The organism is Micromonospora sp. MGP-C2, from assembly GCF_057766525.1.
In genome coordinates this window covers 6,554,624-6,571,702 of record NZ_JBYMEN010000002.1, presented here as the reverse complement: position 1 = coordinate 6,571,702, position 17,079 = coordinate 6,554,624, and the positions used below count along the sequence as shown (strand labels likewise).

Genomic DNA, 17,079 nt, shown 5'->3' with positions numbered 1-17,079 from the left:
GCATTCTCCCCCGTGCCGCGGCCGCCCGCCCGGGGACGCGACTGCGTGAACGCATCGAAACTGGCCAAGCTTTGACGAAGTACGGGTCAGGGACGCGGCGGGGTGAAATGCGCCGGGGGCATCCCGCACTCGCGCAACGTCGGGTCCTGCTCGACGTCGGTGAGCACACCGGCGGCATTGATCAGGCCGATGTGTGAGAACGCCTGCGGGAAGTTGCCCAACTGCTCCCCGGTCTGCTGGTCGATCTGCTCGGCGAACAGGCCCAGGTCGTTGACCCGAGCAGCGAGATCGCGGAACAACGCGTGCGCCCGGTCCCGCTCACCGGCCAACGCCAGGCAACTCACCAACCAGAACGAACAGATGACGAAGCCCGCCGGGTCGCCGTCCCAGCGCCGCAGCAGGCCGTCGTGCGACAGCCGCCGCTCCACCGCGCGGACCGTCGAGCGCATCCGTGGGTCATCGGCTCGCAGAAAACCCACCAGCGGCATCACCAGCACCGACGCGTCCAGCTCGTCGGAATCGAAAATCCCGGTGTACGACTGGAGCCGGTCGCTCCACCCCCGCTCCAGGATCGCCGCGCGCACCTCGTCCCGGGCCGCCGTCCAGCGGGCCAGGTCCTGCGGGCCGCCGAGCTGGTCGCCGAAGCGGACCGCCCGGTCCAGTGCGACCCAGCACTCCACCTTGGAGGACACGTGGTGGTGTTGCACTCCACGCTCCTCCCACATCCCGGCGTCCGGCTGTTTCCAGTCCTGCTCGGCCTGATCGGCGAGCACCCGGAGCAGGTGGTAGACGTCCCTGTCGAACGGCTCCAGCTGGTCCCGCATCAGCCAGGCGGCGTCCATGGCCGCGCCGTAGATGTCGTTCTGCCGCTGCCGCCACGCGTCGTTGCCGGTCACCACCGGCGGGCTGTCGCGGTAACCGCCGAGCTGGTCCAGCCGATGCTCGGTGAGGTCCCGCTCCCCCAGCACCCCGTACATGATGGGCACCGGCTGGTCGCTGACCCGGCCCATCGCCCGGCCCAACCAGGCGAACTGCCGCCGCACCTCGTCGAAGCACGCCGACCGCCACAGCGCCCGCAGGGTGTGGCTGAAGTCGCGTACCCAGACGTAGCGGTAGTCGTAGTTGCGGTCCCCGCCGAGCTTCTCCGGCAGCGAGGTGGTCACGGAGGCCACCACCGCGCCGCTGGGCCGGTACGTCATGCCCTGCACCACCAGCCCGCTGCGCCGTACCTCCTCGGCGTAGAGGCCCTGGTAGTCGTGCTCGGCGGCCCAGGACCGCCAGCCGGCGACGGTGTCGGCGATCGTCTGGTCGGCGTCCGGCACCTCCGGCAGTGGGGCGTCGTAGGTCGGGGCGTACCCGACTGTGAAGTTGTGGGTCGTGCCGGCGCGGACGGTGAACGTCGCTGCGGCATCGCCCTCGTCGCCGCACGCCAACCGCACGCTGCCGCGGAACGTGAGACGCGCGGCCCCGGCGATGGCCTCGAGCATGTCCTCCCGCTCGACCAGGTAGGCGATGGTGCGCCCGTACTCGAAGCGCGGCCGGTAGTGCACCCGCATCGGCACCGCACCGGAGAGTCCCTGCACGCTGCGGACCAGCACCTGTGGTGGGTGCATCCCGATGTCGTGCCCTCGCGAGCCGGGCTCGAAGGCGAGCGCGTCGGTGAGCGCGACCTCCCCCTGCGCGGTGCGGAAGACGGTCCGCAGCACCAGGGTGTCCTCCAGGTAACTGCGTTCGACAGTGAAGTCGGCCTCCGGTCGGATCGACCAGTGCCCCGCGTCGTCGTCTAGCAGCCGCCCGAACACCGACGGGGCGTCGAACCGGCCCGGGCACCACCAGTTCACCGAGCCCGCGGCGTCGACCAGCGCCGCGCTGCGGCCGTCGGCGAGGAACCCGTAGTCACTGATCTGTCCGCTCTCCACCTGACTGGCTACCCGGGCCGCCCGCGCACACTCCTCCCGTTCAGGCACGGCACTCACCGTGCTGGCTGGCGTTACCGCTCGGCATGGGCGGGAACCCGGGAAGCTGACGAGGGGGGATGCTCATGACGTCAGCTTCGGGGCCGACCGCCGCATGGCGGCCCGGCGCACAGGGTGGCGACCTGCTTCCAACCGGGCCGGCCGGTCGTTTGGCGACACCGGCCGGTGACGGTCACGGGCCGCAGGCCGGACCGCCAACCGTGACTATCGGCTCGTACCCGGACTATCCGGCCGCACAGCGGGTCGTCGACTATCTGGCCGACAACCGGTTCCCGGTGGAGCACAGCGCCATCGTCGGCACCAACCTCACCCTGGTGGAGTCGGTGCTCGGGCGGATGACCACCGGCCGCGCTGGCCTGCTCGGCGCCGGCACCGGTGCCTGGTTCGGTCTCTTCATCGGCCTGCTGTTCGGCATCTTCACCGTCGGCAACTGGCTGGCGGTGATCCTGGTCGGGCTGGTCATCGGTGCGATCTGGGGCGCCGTGTTCGGCGCTGTCGCACACGCGATGACGGGCGGGCAGCGCGACTTCACCTCGGCCAGCTCACTGCGGGCCGGCCAGTACGCGGTGACGGTCGACGCGCAGTTCGCCGACCAGGCGCGCCAGTTGCTGGGCCGGATGCAGACGCCCAACCCGGCCGCGAACAACCGCTGAGCGACGATCGACCGGCCGTCCCGGCAGTACGCCGGGGCGGCCGTTCAGTCGTGGTACGTCAACTCGCCGGCGCGGATGTCGACCTCGACGCGGTTCTCCGGCGGTGCCAGTGGGCAGGCCCAGCGGTCGTCGTAGGCACAGCTCGGGTTGTAGAGGTAGTTGCCATCCAGCCGGACGCGGTCGCCGGGCAGCAGCTCGACGCCCCGGCCGAAGGTGCCCTTCACCGTGTCGGTGAGATAGCGGCCTCCCCCGTAGGTTTCCCGCCCGCAGGTGCCGTCCCGTAGCGGCACGAACAGGCCGCCGCCGTACGCCTCGATCCACCACAGGGTCAGCGGCCCCCACGGTGTCTCGGCCACCGCGACCCGTCGGTACGCGACCACCCCGTCCGGACCGCCGGTGTCGATCCGCAGCTCTCCGCTGGCCGCCCGCAGCGGCGCCTCCACCACGGCGTCCGGGTTGGGCGGGAAATAGCGCACCCCGGAGAAGCCGACCCGTTCCGCTGGTGGGATCGGGCTCTGCGGGTGGGTCGCGAAGAGTTCGTCGCGCCCCGCACGGAACCCGGTCAGGTCGACGTCGGACAGGTACAGGCGGGCGACCCGCTCCCGCCAGTCGGCCAGCTCCAGATCATCCACGCCACCGAGCCTATGCCGTCACGCAGCGGCACTTGAGCGTGGCGGCCAGTTGGTCAGGACGGCGTCGAGGGCGTCCAACGTCCGGGACCACGAGTCGTCCGTCGGACGCGGGGTGTGCCGGAAGCCGCCGGTCTGCTCCAGGCTGACGAACCCGTGGAACGTGCTGTGCATCATCCGTACCGCGTCGGTCTGGTCCGGCTCGGAGAGCCGGTAGCCGCGCAGGATGGCCCGGGTCATCTCGGCGTGCCGGACACCGGCGCTCGCCGCGGCCGTCTCCGGGTCGAGGTCGATCTGCATCGCGGCGTACCGACCGGGGTGCTGCCTCGCGTAGTCCCGGTAGGCGTTGGCGAAGGCCACCAGCGCGTCCTTGCCGGCCCGGCCGGCGAGTGCGGCGGCCACCCGGTCGGCCAGCTCCGCCAGGGCGAGCAGGGCGATCCGGACCCGCAGGTCCCGCCCGTTCCTGATGTGGAAGTACAGGCTCGCGTCCTTGACCCCGAAGTGGCGTGCGAGCGCGGCAACGGTCACGTTCTCCACGCCCACCTCGTCGGCCAGGTCGGCCGCGACCAGGGTCAGGCGCTCGGCGGTAACCCCTGCACGTGCCATGCACCACACCCCAAACCTAGCCGCAATAATCGTTTGCCTAGGAGAGCTAGGGTACTACCTATGTTAGAGCCGACCGAATCCGCCATCCGCAAATCCTTCGTCAACTGCACCCAGGGTGAGGCGAAGCGGATGGCCGTACCGAACGATCTCGGGACGCGCCCCTGGGACGACCTCGACTTCTTCGGCTGGCGGGACCAGGCCGCACCGCAGCGGGCCTACCTGCTCGCCGAGTCCGACGGCAGGCTCGTCGGCGTGGCGCTGCGGGCGGCGACGCACCAGATCGGGCGCGTGCGGCGCAGCATGTGCTCGCTCTGCCTGACCACACACCTCGGCGACGGCGTCTCGTTGATGACCGCCCGTAAGGCCGGGCCGGGTGGGCGGCAGGGCGACTCCGTGGGCACGTACATGTGCTCCGACCTGGCCTGCTCGCTCTACGTGCGGAAGAAGAAGCACGCCGGGCCGCCCATGCCCGACCCGCTGCCCCTGCCGGAGAGGATCGACCACGTCAGGGCCGCCCTCGCGGCGTTCCTGCGCAAGGTCAACGAGTGATCTGAGGGTCGGTGGCCAGGCGGGCGTGCAGGTGCTCGTCGTAGCGGCGGCCGTCGCCGTAACGGTACGACTCGCGCAGCGTCCCCTCGGCCGCATAGCCGGCCCGGTCCGCGACGCGGCAGGAGGCCGGGTTGGCGACCGCGTGGCACAGCTCCACCCGGTGCAGCCGGAGGTCGGTGAACGCCCAGTCGGTGAGCCGGACGACGGCCCGCACCGCAACCTGACGCCCTCGCGCCGCAGGCATCGTCCAGTAACCGATGGACGCGTCGCCGTCGCGGATGTGGTGCAGTGACACCGATCCCAGCAGTTCGCCGTCGGTCGCGGCGGTCACCGCCATCGAGACATGGCCACCGGTGGACCAGTCGGCCCGGCGGCGAACCCAGAGCAGCGCGACCTCGTCGTCGATCGGGTCGCCGCCCTGCGGGTTCCACTGGGCGATCGCCGGGTCGCGCAGGGCGTCGCGGACCGCCGGGGCGTCCTCGTCCCGCCAGGGGCGCAGCAACAGGTCGGCGGCGGTGAGTTGCACGTGTTCCACGAGGCCGGAGTCTGGCACATCACGTCACCACCGCGCCGCCGGTTTAGCAGCGGCTTCCTTCAAAGCTGCACAACCTGGCACCCACACGGCCGAGAACGTGATCCAGGAGACGCCTTGCGGCACTAGTTAAATTTTGAAGGAGTGCTATCGTCATGGCATGACCGAGAGCCTGGACAGCACCCGAGAGGCCGCCTGGCGCGCCTACATCGAGGCCAGCCAGCGTCTCTACACGCAGCTGGAAGAGGACCTGCGCGCCGAGAGCGATCTCAGCTTCGCCGACTACCACGTGCTGGTCCTGCTCTCGGAGGCACCGGGGCAGCGGCTGCGGATGGGTGAGCTGGCCAGCCGGCTCATCTTCTCGCCCAGCCGCCTGACCTACCAGATCTCCTCCATGCAGCGCCGGGGCATGGTCAGCAAGGAGCCCTGCCCGGACGACCGACGCGGCAGCGAGGCGGTCCTCACCGCCGCCGGGCTGCTGGCCCTGCGGGATGCCGCACCCCACCATCTGGCGTCGGTGCGCACCTACCTGATGGACGACCTCGACGACGCCGAGGTCGCCTGCCTCACCCGGGTCTTCGGCCGGATCGGTGACCGCCTGCGGGCGTCCCGGGCCGGCTCGACCACCCACGCCACGAGCTAGGAGCCCTCGATGCCCGCGATCACCGTTGACAACGTCCTCGTCCTTCCCCGCCTGCCCCGGCTGGAGGAGTCCACCACCTTCCGCCCGGTGCGCAAGGTGACCACCGCGCCCACCGGCTTCGAAGGTGAGGGCTTCCCGGTCCGTCGCGCCTTCGCCGGGGTGTCGACCACCGACCTGGACCCGTTCATCCACCTCGACCAGATGGGCGAGGTCGACTACGCGCCGGGCGAGCCGAAGGGCACCCCCTGGCACCCGCACCGCGGCTTCGAGACCGTCACCTACATCATCGACGGGGTCTTCGACCACCAGGACTCGAACGGCGGCGGTGGCACCATCACCGACGGCGACACGCAGTGGATGACGGCGGGCAGCGGGCTGCTGCACATCGAGGCGCCGCCGGAGCACCTGGTGATGAGCGGCGGGCTGTTCCACGGCACCCAGCTCTGGGTCAACCTGCCCCGCTCGGCCAAGATGAACCCGCCCCGCTACCAGGACATCCGTGGTCGGGAGTCGGCGCTGCTCACCACGCCCGACGGTGGCGCGCTGATCCGGGTCATCGCCGGCGAGGTCGCCGGGCACCGGGGCCCGGGGTCGACCTTCACCCCGATCACCATCACGCACGTCACGGTGCAACCGGGGGCGCAGGTCGACCTGCCCTGGCAGCCTGACTTCAACGCCCTGGTGTACGTGCTGGGTGGTCGTGGCACGGTCGGCACCGACCGGCGACCGGTGCGTACCGGCCAGCTCGCGGTGCACGGCCCGGGTGACGCGCTGCGGTTCAGCGCCGACACCACGCAGGACAGCAACACCCCCGCGCTGGACCTCTACATCATGGGCGGCCAGCCGATCCGGGAGCCGGTGGCACAGTACGGCCCGTTCGTGATGAACACCCGGGACGAGCTGCTCCAGGCATTCGAGGACTTCCAGGCCGGCCGGCTCGGCGTGATCCCCACCGAGCGACTGCCGCACACCGGCGGCCAGGGCACCCGGCCCTGACCCCGCGTCACCACCGAGATCGGCGCCGACGCCCCCGGTTCACCACGGGAGCGCCGGCGCCGCCTCAGGAGACCGCAAAAATCCCAGCGACGCCCAGAATCACCATCACCAACACCGCTACCAGCGCACCCCGCTCGCTCTCCACCGCCGGCTCGCGGTACTCGGTCACGGGATTCGTCGTGTCGCGGGGCATGGTGTGGCCTCCTCGGCTGTTGTCACGTCGCTTCCGATGGCGTTGACCAGGTGCCGGTCTGCCGGCCCGGCATGCGGACCCGCGTCGGGGGTCCTACCGTGAGGACGTTGCCGACCTCCAGGGGGGCTGGACGTTGCCGTTGCAGGACTGGTTCCTCACCGCTGAGGAACGCGCCAACCCGGTGTCTGGGTTACCCGTCTGGACCAGGGGAAACCTCGCCGAGCCGTTGATTCACGGCGCCGCCTACTTCGACCGGCTGGTCGATGAGGTGGAGGCTCTGGGCCCCGGCGACCACCTGTTCTTCACCGACTGGCGGGGCGACCCGGACCAGCGGCTGCGCCCGGACGGCCCGACCGTGGCCCAGCTCTTCGCGCAGGCCGCCCAACGCGGTGTGGTGGTCAAGGGGCTGATCTGGCGCTCACACCTCGACGTGCTGGCCTACAGCGAGGCGGAGAACCGCGACCTCAGCGAGACGATCTCGGCAGCCGGCGGCGAGGTGCTGCTCGACCAGCGGGTCCGGCGCGGCGGGTCGCACCACCAGAAGCTCGTGGTGCTGCGACACCAGGGCGCACCGGAACGGGACATCGCGTTCGCCGGCGGCATCGACCTGTGCCACAGCCGCCGCGACGACGCCGATCATCATGGCGACCCGCAGCCGGTGCAGATGTCCCCCCGCTACGGGCCCAACCCGCCCTGGCACGACGTGCAGCTCGCGGTGCGGGGTCCGGTGGTGGGCGCTCTGGACACCCTGTTCCGGGAACGCTGGACCGATCCGATGCCACTGGACTCGGAGAACCCGATGGCCTACCTGCGGGATCGGCTGCGCGGCGCCGACCTCCGCCCTGACCCGCTGCCCGAGCAACCGGCCGACCCGCCGCCCTGCGGTCCGCACCAGATCCAGGTGCTGCGCACCTACCCCGCCGTCCGCCCGCGTTACTCGTTCGCGCCCGACGGCGAACGGACCGTGGCCCGGGGTTACACCAAGGCGGTACGACGCGCCCGCCGGCTCATCTACCTGGAGGACCAGTACCTCTGGTCCGCCGAGGTCGCGGATCTGTTCGCGCACGCCCTGCGGGACAACCCGGAGCTGCACCTGGTCGCCGTGGTGCCCCGCCACCCGGACGTGGACGGCAGGCTGGCGCTGCCACCGAACATGGTCGGGCGGGAGCAGGCGCTGTCGCTGTGCGAACGGGCCGCACCGGACCGGGTGCACGTGTTCGACGTCGAGAACCACGCCGGCGACCCGGTCTACGTGCACGCGAAGGTGTGCGTCATCGATGACGTCTGGGCCAGCGTGGGCAGCGACAACTTCAACCGCCGGTCCTGGACGCACGACAGCGAGCTGTCCTGCGCGGTGCTCGACGACACCCGCGACCAGCGGGAGCCCACCGATCCGGCCGGCCAGGGCGACGGTGCGCGGACCTTCGCCCGGGACCTGCGGCTGCGGCTCTGGCGCGAGCACCTGGACCGTGACCCGGCCGGCGCGGACGACGCCGACCTGCTCGACCCGGCCGACGCGGTCGCGGCTGTCACGGCCGCGGCCGACGCACTCCAGCGGTGGTACGACGACGGCCAGGTGGGCGAGCGACCGCCCGGACGGCTGCGCCCGCACCGCCCGGAGCGGTTGCCCTGGTTCACCCGGGCCTGGGCGTTGCCGGTGTACCGGCTGGTCTACGACCCGGACGGCAGGCCACTGCGGGCGAGGCTGGCCGGCACCTGGTGAACCGCTCGGGCCGGCTCCGGCACCGTGGCGACGGTCGGGTGCACGCTCAGCCCGCCGGGGTAGGCGAACGAGGAACGCGGCGAGTAGTAGCCGAAGCCGATGGTCAGCGGGTTGTCCGGGCGGAGCGCGTACGTCGGGTGCCCCGGCTGGAGGAACTCCACCGACTCGATCTCGAATGGGGCGACCGGCTCGGCGATGAACGGGTAGACCGAGCTGAGGAGCTGGCCGTCCCGACGGGTGAAGTAGCGGTGGTGCCCACTGCTGATCGCGTGACCGGTCTCCCCCACCCGGCACCGTGCCCGGAGCAACGGCGTCCCGTCGGTCGTCGTCTCGGAGAGCAGCTCCTCACCGCTCACCTCGATCCGGGTGCGGCCGGTGAGCACCGGGGCACCGCGGGCGGCAGCGTACTCACGGACCAGGCGACTGGACGCCACGTACTGCGTCCACCAGCCGCCTGGGCTGAGGCCGTCGGGGGCGTCGACGCCCAGCAGTGAGACGCCGAGGTAGGTCAGCGTGTACGCGCCGAAGCCGGAGGTCTGGGTCTCGTCCTCGACGATGTACTGGTTGAGGAACACCTGGCGGTCGGGGCGGGGGCAGAGGCCGGGCGGGACCAGTGCGGCGACCGCGTCCGGGTCCGCCGGCAGCCAGCTGAAGTAGAGCGTTCGACTGTTCACGACGAGCTGGGGAGCGGCTGGATCGAGCACGGTGCCTCCGAACCGGGTGTGTACACCGACGCTACGGCCGGTCCCACCGGCGGGACAAGGACGGATAGTCGACACTGCTGCCCCATTGTCGGATTTCATGTTGACCGCTCGGCGCGGGCCGAGGGCCGTTCGATCGAAACCGAGGGATGACCGGACGGCAAGGCATGGCCGGAAAATGGGTAAGGACCCTCACAGTCCTCTCAACTTCCGCCGCGTTCGCCCCTTTCGTGGTTCAACACACCTTAAGTACATCAGCCTTTCGGCTAGATTTCCGCGAGACGATCAGGTTAAGGTGGGTCCCGAACGGCCCATAGGAAGCTAAACCAAAGCGTCACACCTTTTTTGTCCGCGGACGAGGTGCAGGGAGGACCACCCATGACCGCTTCAACGATCACCGAGCAGCCGAACACCGCTGCCAAGGCGAGCACCAAGCTTGACCCGCGCGCCCTCACCGACAGTGCCGCCGACCTTCTCAACGCCATGGCCGCGCTGCCCGCCAACCACCCGTCGCGTGCCGCCCTGCGGGACCGCGCGATCGAGGCCTGGCTGCCGCTGGCCAACCACCTGGCCCACCGCTACAGCGGGCGTGGCGAGCCGACCGACGACCTGGCCCAGACCGCCGCGGTCGGCCTGATCAAGGCCATCGACAAGTTCGACCCCTCCCGCGGCGTCGACTTCGCCGGCTACGCGATCCCCACCATCATCGGCGAGCTCAAGCGGCACTTCCGGGACCGCACCTGGGACATCCGCGTGCCCCGCCGGCTCCAGGAGCTGCGTCTGGCCATCTCCGACGCCAACAGCTCGCTGCTGCAGACCCTCGGCCGCTCGCCGACGGTCGCCGACATCGCCGCCCACCTCAAGCTCACCGAGGAAGAGGTGCTGGAGGGCCTGGAGGGCGCCCGCGCGTACAACGCGGTATCGCTGTCCACCCCGACCGGCGACGGCGAGCGGGCGACCGAGCTGGGCGACATGCTCGGCGGCGAGGACAGCGAGTTCGAGCTGGCCGAGCTGCGGGTCGCCCTCGGCCCGGCACTGGCCACCCTCGACGAGCGCGAGCAGAAGATCCTCACGCTGCGCTTCTACGGCAACCTGACCCAGTCGCAGATCGCCGACCAGATCGGCGTCTCGCAGATGCACGTCTCGCGACTGCTGACCCGGGCGCTGACCAAGTTGCGCGGTCAGCTCGACGGCACGTACTGATCAGTCCACGACAGGAGGGCCGGGTCCATTGGATCCGGCCCTCCTGTCGTGTCCGCATTGTCACGCGAGCGTGACAGCGCGGACCGGTCCGGTCAGCGGCTGACCGGCTCCCGCCACATCGGCCAGAACGGCGTGCCGTCGGGCACCCGGAACGGCTCCCCGGCCAGGTAGCCGTTCTTCGCGTACAGGTCCCGGCTGCGCGGGCTGCTCGCCTCCAGGTACGCCGGCATCGCGTTGGCGTCCAGCCAGGCGTGGTGGTGCCGCATCAACGCGGTGCCCAGCCCCTGACCCTGCCGGCCCGGCTGGGTCGCCAGGAAGGCCAGGTGGTGGTGCTCCGGATGCGGGTGGTGCGCGGCGAACAGCTCGTCGAGATGCTGGAACCGGTCGGTCCACTCGCCGCAGGCAGCAGCGAGCCGGGCGTCGTAGTCCACCGGCGGCGGAGCCGGCTCGCCGACCGACGGGAACCACACCGCGACGGCGGCCCGGTCCTCGGTGGCGTGGACGAAGCCGTGCCGCATGGCATGCCCGACCAGGATCTCGAAGTCCCCGGCCAGCACGGCCTCCCGCTTGCTCGGGTCGGGCACCAGCCAGCGCGTCACCTCCAGGACGGTGAACGCCTCGGCGATCCGGCCGGCCACCAGGCTGGTCTCGTCGGGTCCGAGTTGCTCGATGACGATGCTCATCGGTTCACCTCCATGCTGGCCGGCGCCTCTGGCTTGACCGCAGCGGCAGCGCTCGCCGCTCCGAGGCCGATCCGGGCGTACGTGTCCGGACGGCGACGGCGCAGCACCAGCGCCCAGTTGATGCCCAGGACGGCCACCACCGGGAACACGGCGGGCGCCAGCCAGCGCAGGGGGGAGTCCGGCGCGACGCCGAGCAGGTTGGCGAAGTTCGACACGGCCAGCCAGATGATCACGAAGAGCGCGAGGGTGGCCAGGACGGGTGCGATGACCCGCCGCCACAGCGTCTCGTCGCCGCCGGAACGGGCGAAGTAGGCGATCACCGCCACCGAGGTGGTGGCGATCAGCAGCAGCACGCCGAAGCCGCCGGTGGTGCCAACCCAGAAGAACAGCTTGACAACCGGATCCCAGCCGTTGACCGCGTACAGCAGGATGACCAGTAGGCCGAACACGCTCTGCGCCACCGAGGCGGCCTGTGGCGCGCCGCTGCGCGGCGAGGTCCGTCCGAACACCGCAGGCAGCACCCGCTCCCGGCCGAGCGCGAACGCGTAGCGGGCCGTGGTGTTGTGGAAGGAGATCATCGCGGCCAGCACCGAGGTCAGGAAGAGCACCTGGCCGATGGTGACCGCGGTGTCACCGAGGTGCGCGGCGGCCAGGTTGAAGATCAGCCCAACGCTCTGCTCGCCGGCCTCGCTGACGATCTGATCCGGTCCGACGGCGACCGCCATGGTCCAGGACGACAGCGCGTACAGCGCGGCGACGATCACCACCGAGAGGTACGTGGCCAGCGGCACCGTCCGCTTCGGGTCCTTGCTCTCCTCGCTGAACACCACGGCGGACTCGAAGCCGACGAACCCGAGGACGGCCAGCACCAGCACCGCGCCGACCCCGGGCACGAAGAGGTTGTCCGGTGCGAACCCGGCGAAGCTGACCTCGCCGCCGGCCGGGTTGCCGAGCTGGCCCAGGTCGAAGATCAGGACCACCACGATCTCGGCGACCAGCAGCGCCGCCAGCACCCGGCCGTTGATGTCCACCCGCAGCAGGCCGAGTACGCCGACCAGTGCCCACGCCACCAGGGCGACGATCGACCAGTGCGGGTGCCCGCCGAAGATCCGGTCGAGCACCGGCTCGGCCGCCACGCCGATGGTGCCGTACAGCCCGACCTGGAGCGCGTTGTACGCGGTCAGCGCTACCCAGGCCGCAGCCACGCCGGCCGGTCGGCCCAGACCTCGGGAGACGTAGGCGTAGAAGGCGCCGGCGTTCTCCACCCGACGGGACATCGCCACGTAGCCCACCGAGAACAGCGCGAGCACCGCGGCGACCAGCAGGAAGGCCAGCGGGATGCCGGTCACGCCGATGACGCCGTAGCCGGTGGTGACGACGCCGGCCACCACGGTCAACGGCGCGGCGGCGGAGAGCACGAAGAAGATCACCGAGGGGATGCCGAGGCGGCCTCGGGCCAGAGATTCGGAGACGTTGCTGGGTCGGTCGACTGTCGATGTCGGTCGCATACGACTACTCCGGTTGTCGAGGGAGGGGTAGGGGGTTACCGGGGGGATCAGGGGAGGCCGCGCAGCACGGCGGCGCCGACGGCGGCCTCGGTGTGCCCGACGAGCTCCTTGAGGGGTGCCGGCAGCGCGGGGATGAGGACGTTCAGGCGGTGGTGGGCGCGCGGGCCGGCGCTCCACAGCACCTCGCGGGTCAGCCCCGTCGCCACGACCAGGCCGAGCAGCAGAGCATCCGGCACGCTTGGCGGGTCCGGCCGTTCCAGCAGGGCCCGCAGCCGGGTGGCCGGCCAGGCCACCGCGTTGAGGTCGATCGGCAGGTAGCTGACCGAGGTACGCAGCAGCCGACGGCTCTCCTGGCGGCGCAGCACGCCGGCGCGGGCCAGCCGCTCCCCCACCGAGGTGGTCGCGCTCTGGGCCAGGAAGCTGAGCCAGATGCGCAGCTCCTGGTGCTGGGACTCGCCGATCAGCTGGTCGAGCACGGTGTGCGCCAGCGCGTCAGCCGGCGGACGGCGGTCGATGACGGTGACCCGGCCGTCGGAGACGGTGATGTGTCCATAGAGGAGCAGCTCGCCGAGCAGCCCGGCGGCCAGCCCGAGCCCGGTCGCCGCCGGGTGCAGCTTGGCCTTGCCACGACTGTCGTTGTGTGCGATCAGGAAGAACTCGTCGGCGCTGAGCAACGGTCCTCCCCGCACAGGTGTGTCCACAGTGATCGCGACCGGGAAAGGATGCACCGACTGCTACTGCAACGCAACTCCCAGATTTGAAAGTTGCACTCCGTGCAGGCGCGACCTGCGGATCTTGTTCTGTCAGACTCGGACGGTGACCGCCGCTCCCCCCACCCGATCCGCCACCAGCCCGACCGTGCGCCGCCGACGCATCGCCAGGGAGCTTCGCCAGCTCCGGGAACGCGCGGGTATGACCCTCGATGTGGCGGCCCGTCAGCTCGACATGTCGAAGAGCAATCTCTCCCGCATCGAGACCGCCCAGATCGGCATCAAACCGCGCGACGTCCGGGCGGCACTCGCGCTCTACCAGGTGACCGGCTCCGACGCTGAGGCACTGATCGAGATCGCCCGAGGCGCGCAGCAACGCGGCTGGTGGCAGAACTACAGCGACGTGCTGCCCGAGTGGTTCGAGTTCTACGTCGGGCTGGAGGCCGAGGCGGCGACGCTGCGCACGTACGAGGCCGAGTCGGTGCCCGGGCTGCTGCAGACCGAGGCGTACGCACGGGAGATCTTCCGGCGCACCGCCGGCGAGGACGGCCTGGAGCGCAAGATCGCCGCCCGGCTACGCCGACAGGAGGTGCTGCGTCACGAGGATCCGGTCCATCTCTCGGTGGTGCTCAACGAGGCGGTGCTGCTGCGCCCGGTCGGTGGCGCCGCGGTGATGGCCGAACAACTGGTCCACATGACGCGGATAGCGCAGTTACCCAACGTGACAATTCAGGTACTTCCATTCGCGGCTGGCGGCCATCCCGCGATGAGCACCCCGTACGTGATCCTCAACTTCGCCGATGCCGCCGACGCCTCAGTGGTTTACCTGGATAACCTCACGATGGGACTGGCTCTGGAGGATGGCGATCATGTGCTCGGGTATAGCCTTCTGCACGAGGAGCTGTGCCGGATGGCGCTCGATCCGACGGCGTCGCTGACCCGTCTTGAGCATGCTTCTCGTAACTTTGCGTGACCGCTTCTGCGGCACGCCGACGCAGACGAGAGGTATCCCGGATGACGGCGCACGACCTGACCCGAGCGGACTGGCGCACCAGCACGCGCAGCAGTGGCAACGGCAACTGCGTGGAGGTCGCGACAGCCGACGGTCAGGTCGCCGTACGCGACAGCAAGGACCGCTCCGGCCCGGTGCTCGCCTTCGGCCCGTCGGCCTGGCGGGCCTTCGTGGAGGGCGTCGGCGAGGTCCGTCGCCGTTGAGGCACCCACGCCGGTGCGAGACTGGGCCGTGCTCTCCGACGTAACCCTGGACCTGCCGGTACGCCCGGTGCTGCCGGCGATGGTCGCGGCGCTCGACGCGGCCGGCGCCGGCGTGCTGGTGGCCCCGCCGGGCACCGGCAAGACCACCCTGGCGCCGCTGGCCGTGGCCGACCGGGTGACCGGCCGGGTGGTGATCGCCCAACCCCGTCGGGTGGCGGCCCGCGCCGCCGCCCGGCGCATGGCCGAGCTGCTCGGCGAGCGGGTGGGCGAGCGTGTCGGCTACGCGGTCCGCGGTGAGCGCAAGGTGGGCCCGGCCACCCGGATCGAGGTGGTCACCACCGGCCTGCTGGTCCGGCGGCTGCACCACGACCCGGAACTGCCCGGTACGGGCGCCGTGCTGCTCGACGAGTGCCACGAACGACAACTCGACGCCGACCTCGCGCTGGCCTTCACCGTCGAGGCGCGGGCCACCCTCCGGCCGGACCTGTGGCTGCTGGCGATGTCCGCCACCCCGGACACCGACCGGTTCGCCGCGCTGCTCGGCGGGTCCGCCCCCGCCCCGGTGGTACGGGCCGATTCGGCGCTGTACCCGGTGCAGCGGATCTGGGCGCCGCCGGCGCGCCCGATCGCCCCGTCCGGGGCCGGGCCGGTGGACCGGGCCCTGCTCGACCACGTGGCCGCCACCGTCCGGCGGGCGCTGTCCGAGCGCGACGGCGACGTCCTGGTCTTCCTGCCCGGGGCCGGCGAGATAGCGGGGGTCACCGGCCGCTTGGCCGACCTGCGCGACACCGTGGCGCTGCTGCCGTTGCACGGGCGCCAACGCGGCGCCGAGCAGGACGCCGCCCTGCGTCCCGCTGACCGACGCCGGGTCGTGCTGGCCACCGCGCTGGCCGAGACCAGCCTGACCGTCCCGGGCGTACGGGTCGTGGTGGACGCGGGGCTGTCCCGGGTGCCGCGCATCGACCTGGCCCGCGGGTTGGGCGCTCTGGTCACCGTGCCGGTCTCCCGAGCCGCCGCCACCCAGCGGGCGGGCCGGGCCGGCCGGGAGGCCCCCGGGTACGTCTACCGGTGCTGGTCGGCGGCGACCCACGAGCGGCTGCCCGCCCGGGCCGAGCCGGAGATCGCCACCGCCGACCTGACCGGCTTCGCGTTGGAGCTTGCCGCCTGGGGTCGGCCCGACGGCGTCGGGCTCGCGCTGCCCGACGCGCCACCGGCCGCCGCGATGACGGTGGCCCGGGACACGCTGCACACCCTGGGCGCGGTCGACGTCGACGGCCGGATCACCGCGCGGGGGCGGGCGATCGCCGCCGCGGGTGCACACCCCCGGCTGGCCCGGGCGTTGCTCGACGGCGCCGGACGGGTCGGCGCCGACCGGGCGGCCGAGGTGGTCGCCCTGCTCGCCGAGGAGAGCGCGGCGGGCCCCGGTGACGACCTGGTCGCCGGTTGGCGTCGACTGCGAACTGGTGTCGACGCGGGCGCGACAGCCCGGTGGCGCACCGAGGTACGACGGCTACGCGCCGCCCTGCCCGCCGGCCGCACCGACTCCGTGGGCCGGGGTGGCTCGGGTGGGCTGAGCGACGATCTCGCCGCCGGGCTGCTCGTCGGTCTGGCGTACCCGGAACGGTTGGCCCGGGTGCGGCGACCGGGCGGTTCGGCGTACCTGATGACCGGCGGGACCGCCGCGGAGCTGGCGGCCGGCTCGGGGCTGGCCGGTGCCGACTGGCTGGCGGTGGCCGTCGCGGACCGCACCCCCGGCACGCCGTCGGCGCGGATCCGCCGAGCCTCGCCGGTGGACGAGGCGACGGCGCGGGAGGCAGCCGGCCCGCTGCTGCGCACGAGTCGGGAGGTCGGCTGGTCCGACGGCGACGTGGTGGCCCGGGAGGTGACCCGGCTCGGCGCGATCGAGCTGGTGCAGCGGCGGCTGGACCGACCGGACCGCGCGGAGGTGGCCGCGGCGTTGCTGACCGGCCTGCGTCAGGAGGGTCTGGGGATGCTGCCCTGGACCCCGGCGGCCCGGGCGCTGCGGGAGCGGCTCGCGTTCCTCCGACACCATCTGGGCGCCCCGTGGCCGGACGTCAGCGACGAGGCGCTGCTCGACGCCGCACCCACCTGGCTGGGACCGGAGCTGGCCGCCGCCCGGCGCCGCGTCGACCTGGCGCGGGCGGACGTGACGTCGGCGCTGCGCCGGCTGCTGCCCTGGGCGCAGGCCGCCCGCTTGGACGAGCTGGCCCCGGAGCGGATCGAGGTGCCGAGCGGGTCGCGGATCCGGGTGGACTACACCGACCCGACCGCGCCCGTGCTCGCGGTGAAACTCCAGGAGACGTTCGGCTGGTCGGTGGCGCCACGCGTCGGCGACGGGCGGGTGCCGGTGCTGCTGCACCTGCTCTCCCCCGCCGGCCGGCCGGTGGCGGTGACCGCCGACCTGCCGTCGTTCTGGCGCACCGGTTATCCGCAGGTCCGTTCCGAGTTGCGCGGGCGCTATCCCCGGCACCCGTGGCCAGAGGACCCGGGAACGGCGACGCCCACCCGCCGCGCCACACCACGGCGGCGCTGAGCGCC

General features: G+C 71.8%; 18 protein-coding genes. 9 read left to right on the top strand and 9 right to left on the bottom strand.

The features are described 5' to 3' along the window. Positions 1-86: 86 nt before the first annotated feature. Complete coding sequence (locus tag AC3CF1_RS30175; RefSeq protein WP_354980627.1) at positions 87-1,919, bottom strand: glycoside hydrolase family 15 protein; 1,833 nt, start codon at positions 1,917-1,919, stop codon at positions 87-89. A gap of 122 nt (positions 1,920-2,041) precedes the next feature. Here AC3CF1_RS30175 and AC3CF1_RS30170 point away from each other — a divergent pair, with 122 nt between their 5' ends. Next, positions 2,042-2,629, top strand: coding sequence for a YflT domain-containing protein (locus AC3CF1_RS30170; protein ID WP_354980540.1), 588 nt, complete (start codon positions 2,042-2,044; stop codon positions 2,627-2,629). Between the two features lie 44 nt (positions 2,630-2,673). Here AC3CF1_RS30170 and AC3CF1_RS30165 read toward each other — a convergent pair whose 3' ends face one another. Both AC3CF1_RS30165 and AC3CF1_RS30160 read right to left on the bottom strand, forming a co-directional pair. Beyond that, the gene (locus AC3CF1_RS30165) at positions 2,674-3,261 is read right to left on the bottom strand and encodes a DUF1684 domain-containing protein (RefSeq protein ID WP_488451794.1); all 588 of its coding nucleotides are present in this window, start codon (positions 3,259-3,261) and stop codon (positions 2,674-2,676) included. Between the two features lie 18 nt (positions 3,262-3,279). Next, positions 3,280-3,864: a TetR/AcrR family transcriptional regulator gene (locus AC3CF1_RS30160; protein WP_088947305.1), complete on the bottom strand. Its 585-nt coding sequence runs from the start codon at positions 3,862-3,864 to the stop codon at positions 3,280-3,282. Positions 3,865-3,924: 60 nt separating this feature from the next. Between AC3CF1_RS30160 and AC3CF1_RS30155 the strand changes: the two genes are divergently transcribed. Next, positions 3,925-4,413: an FBP domain-containing protein gene (locus AC3CF1_RS30155; RefSeq protein WP_088947304.1), complete on the top strand. Its 489-nt coding sequence runs from the start codon at positions 3,925-3,927 to the stop codon at positions 4,411-4,413. On the opposite strand, the gene AC3CF1_RS30150 is transcribed toward AC3CF1_RS30155, so the two are convergent. Then, a complete protein-coding gene (locus AC3CF1_RS30150; protein WP_088951609.1) occupies positions 4,403-4,948 on the bottom strand; it encodes a GNAT family N-acetyltransferase in 546 nt (181 codons plus the stop codon). The genes AC3CF1_RS30155 and AC3CF1_RS30150 overlap by 11 nt on opposite strands. Before the next feature lie 157 nt (positions 4,949-5,105). On the opposite strand from AC3CF1_RS30150, the gene AC3CF1_RS30145 reads away from it, so the two are divergent. Both AC3CF1_RS30145 and AC3CF1_RS30140 read left to right on the top strand, forming a co-directional pair. After that, complete coding sequence (locus tag AC3CF1_RS30145) at positions 5,106-5,588, top strand: MarR family winged helix-turn-helix transcriptional regulator (RefSeq protein ID WP_088951608.1); 483 nt, start codon at positions 5,106-5,108, stop codon at positions 5,586-5,588. 9 nt (positions 5,589-5,597) lie between these two features. Beyond that, entirely contained in the window at positions 5,598-6,584 is a 987-nt protein-coding gene (locus AC3CF1_RS30140; RefSeq protein WP_088947303.1) for a pirin family protein, read from the top strand. 64 nt (positions 6,585-6,648) lie between these two features. Here AC3CF1_RS30140 and AC3CF1_RS30135 read toward each other — a convergent pair whose 3' ends face one another. Beyond that, positions 6,649-6,777 (bottom strand): hypothetical protein, encoded by a 129-nt coding sequence (locus AC3CF1_RS30135; RefSeq protein ID WP_255508778.1) that lies wholly within the window; start codon positions 6,775-6,777, stop codon positions 6,649-6,651. A 133-nt stretch (positions 6,778-6,910) separates the two neighbouring features. Between AC3CF1_RS30135 and AC3CF1_RS30130 the strand changes: the two genes are divergently transcribed. Continuing rightward, entirely contained in the window at positions 6,911-8,500 is a 1,590-nt protein-coding gene (locus AC3CF1_RS30130) for a phospholipase D family protein (protein ID WP_141908731.1), read from the top strand. Here AC3CF1_RS30130 and AC3CF1_RS30125 read toward each other — a convergent pair. Next, positions 8,449-9,174 carry a hypothetical protein gene (locus AC3CF1_RS30125; protein WP_488451793.1) on the bottom strand — a complete coding sequence of 242 codons (726 nt, stop codon included), beginning with the start codon at positions 9,172-9,174 and terminating at the stop codon, positions 8,449-8,451. The genes AC3CF1_RS30130 and AC3CF1_RS30125 overlap by 52 nt on opposite strands. A gap of 405 nt (positions 9,175-9,579) precedes the next feature. On the opposite strand from AC3CF1_RS30125, the gene AC3CF1_RS30120 reads away from it, so the two are divergent. Next, positions 9,580-10,404, top strand: coding sequence for a SigB/SigF/SigG family RNA polymerase sigma factor (locus AC3CF1_RS30120; protein ID WP_088947300.1), 825 nt, complete (start codon positions 9,580-9,582; stop codon positions 10,402-10,404). A 92-nt stretch (positions 10,405-10,496) separates the two neighbouring features. Here the strand turns inward: AC3CF1_RS30120 and AC3CF1_RS30115 are convergent, their stop codons facing one another. The 3 genes from AC3CF1_RS30115 to AC3CF1_RS30105 are packed head-to-tail and all read right to left on the bottom strand — an operon-like array spanning position 10,497 to position 13,269. Beyond that, the gene (locus AC3CF1_RS30115) at positions 10,497-11,087 is read right to left on the bottom strand and encodes a GNAT family N-acetyltransferase (RefSeq protein WP_088947299.1); all 591 of its coding nucleotides are present in this window, start codon (positions 11,085-11,087) and stop codon (positions 10,497-10,499) included. Next, positions 11,084-12,595: an APC family permease gene (locus AC3CF1_RS30110; protein WP_354980534.1), complete on the bottom strand. Its 1,512-nt coding sequence runs from the start codon at positions 12,593-12,595 to the stop codon at positions 11,084-11,086. Before AC3CF1_RS30110 ends, AC3CF1_RS30115 begins: the two co-directional genes overlap by 4 nt. 47 nt (positions 12,596-12,642) lie before the next feature. Then, positions 12,643-13,269 carry a GOLPH3/VPS74 family protein gene (locus AC3CF1_RS30105; RefSeq protein WP_141908727.1) on the bottom strand — a complete coding sequence of 209 codons (627 nt, stop codon included), beginning with the start codon at positions 13,267-13,269 and terminating at the stop codon, positions 12,643-12,645. Positions 13,270-13,453: 184 nt separating this feature from the next. Between AC3CF1_RS30105 and AC3CF1_RS30100 the strand changes: the two genes are divergently transcribed. Genes AC3CF1_RS30100 through hrpB form a run of 3 tightly spaced genes read left to right on the top strand, consistent with a single transcriptional unit; the run spans position 13,454 to position 17,074 of the window. Next, the gene (locus AC3CF1_RS30100; RefSeq protein ID WP_255509115.1) at positions 13,454-14,278 is read left to right on the top strand and encodes a helix-turn-helix domain-containing protein; all 825 of its coding nucleotides are present in this window, start codon (positions 13,454-13,456) and stop codon (positions 14,276-14,278) included. Positions 14,279-14,319: 41 nt separating this feature from the next. Then, positions 14,320-14,520: a DUF397 domain-containing protein gene (locus AC3CF1_RS30095; protein ID WP_488451792.1), complete on the top strand. Its 201-nt coding sequence runs from the start codon at positions 14,320-14,322 to the stop codon at positions 14,518-14,520. 28 nt (positions 14,521-14,548) lie between these two features. Then, positions 14,549-17,074: an ATP-dependent helicase HrpB gene (hrpB, locus tag AC3CF1_RS30090; RefSeq protein WP_488452147.1), complete on the top strand. Its 2,526-nt coding sequence runs from the start codon at positions 14,549-14,551 to the stop codon at positions 17,072-17,074. Positions 17,075-17,079: the final 5 nt, after the last annotated feature.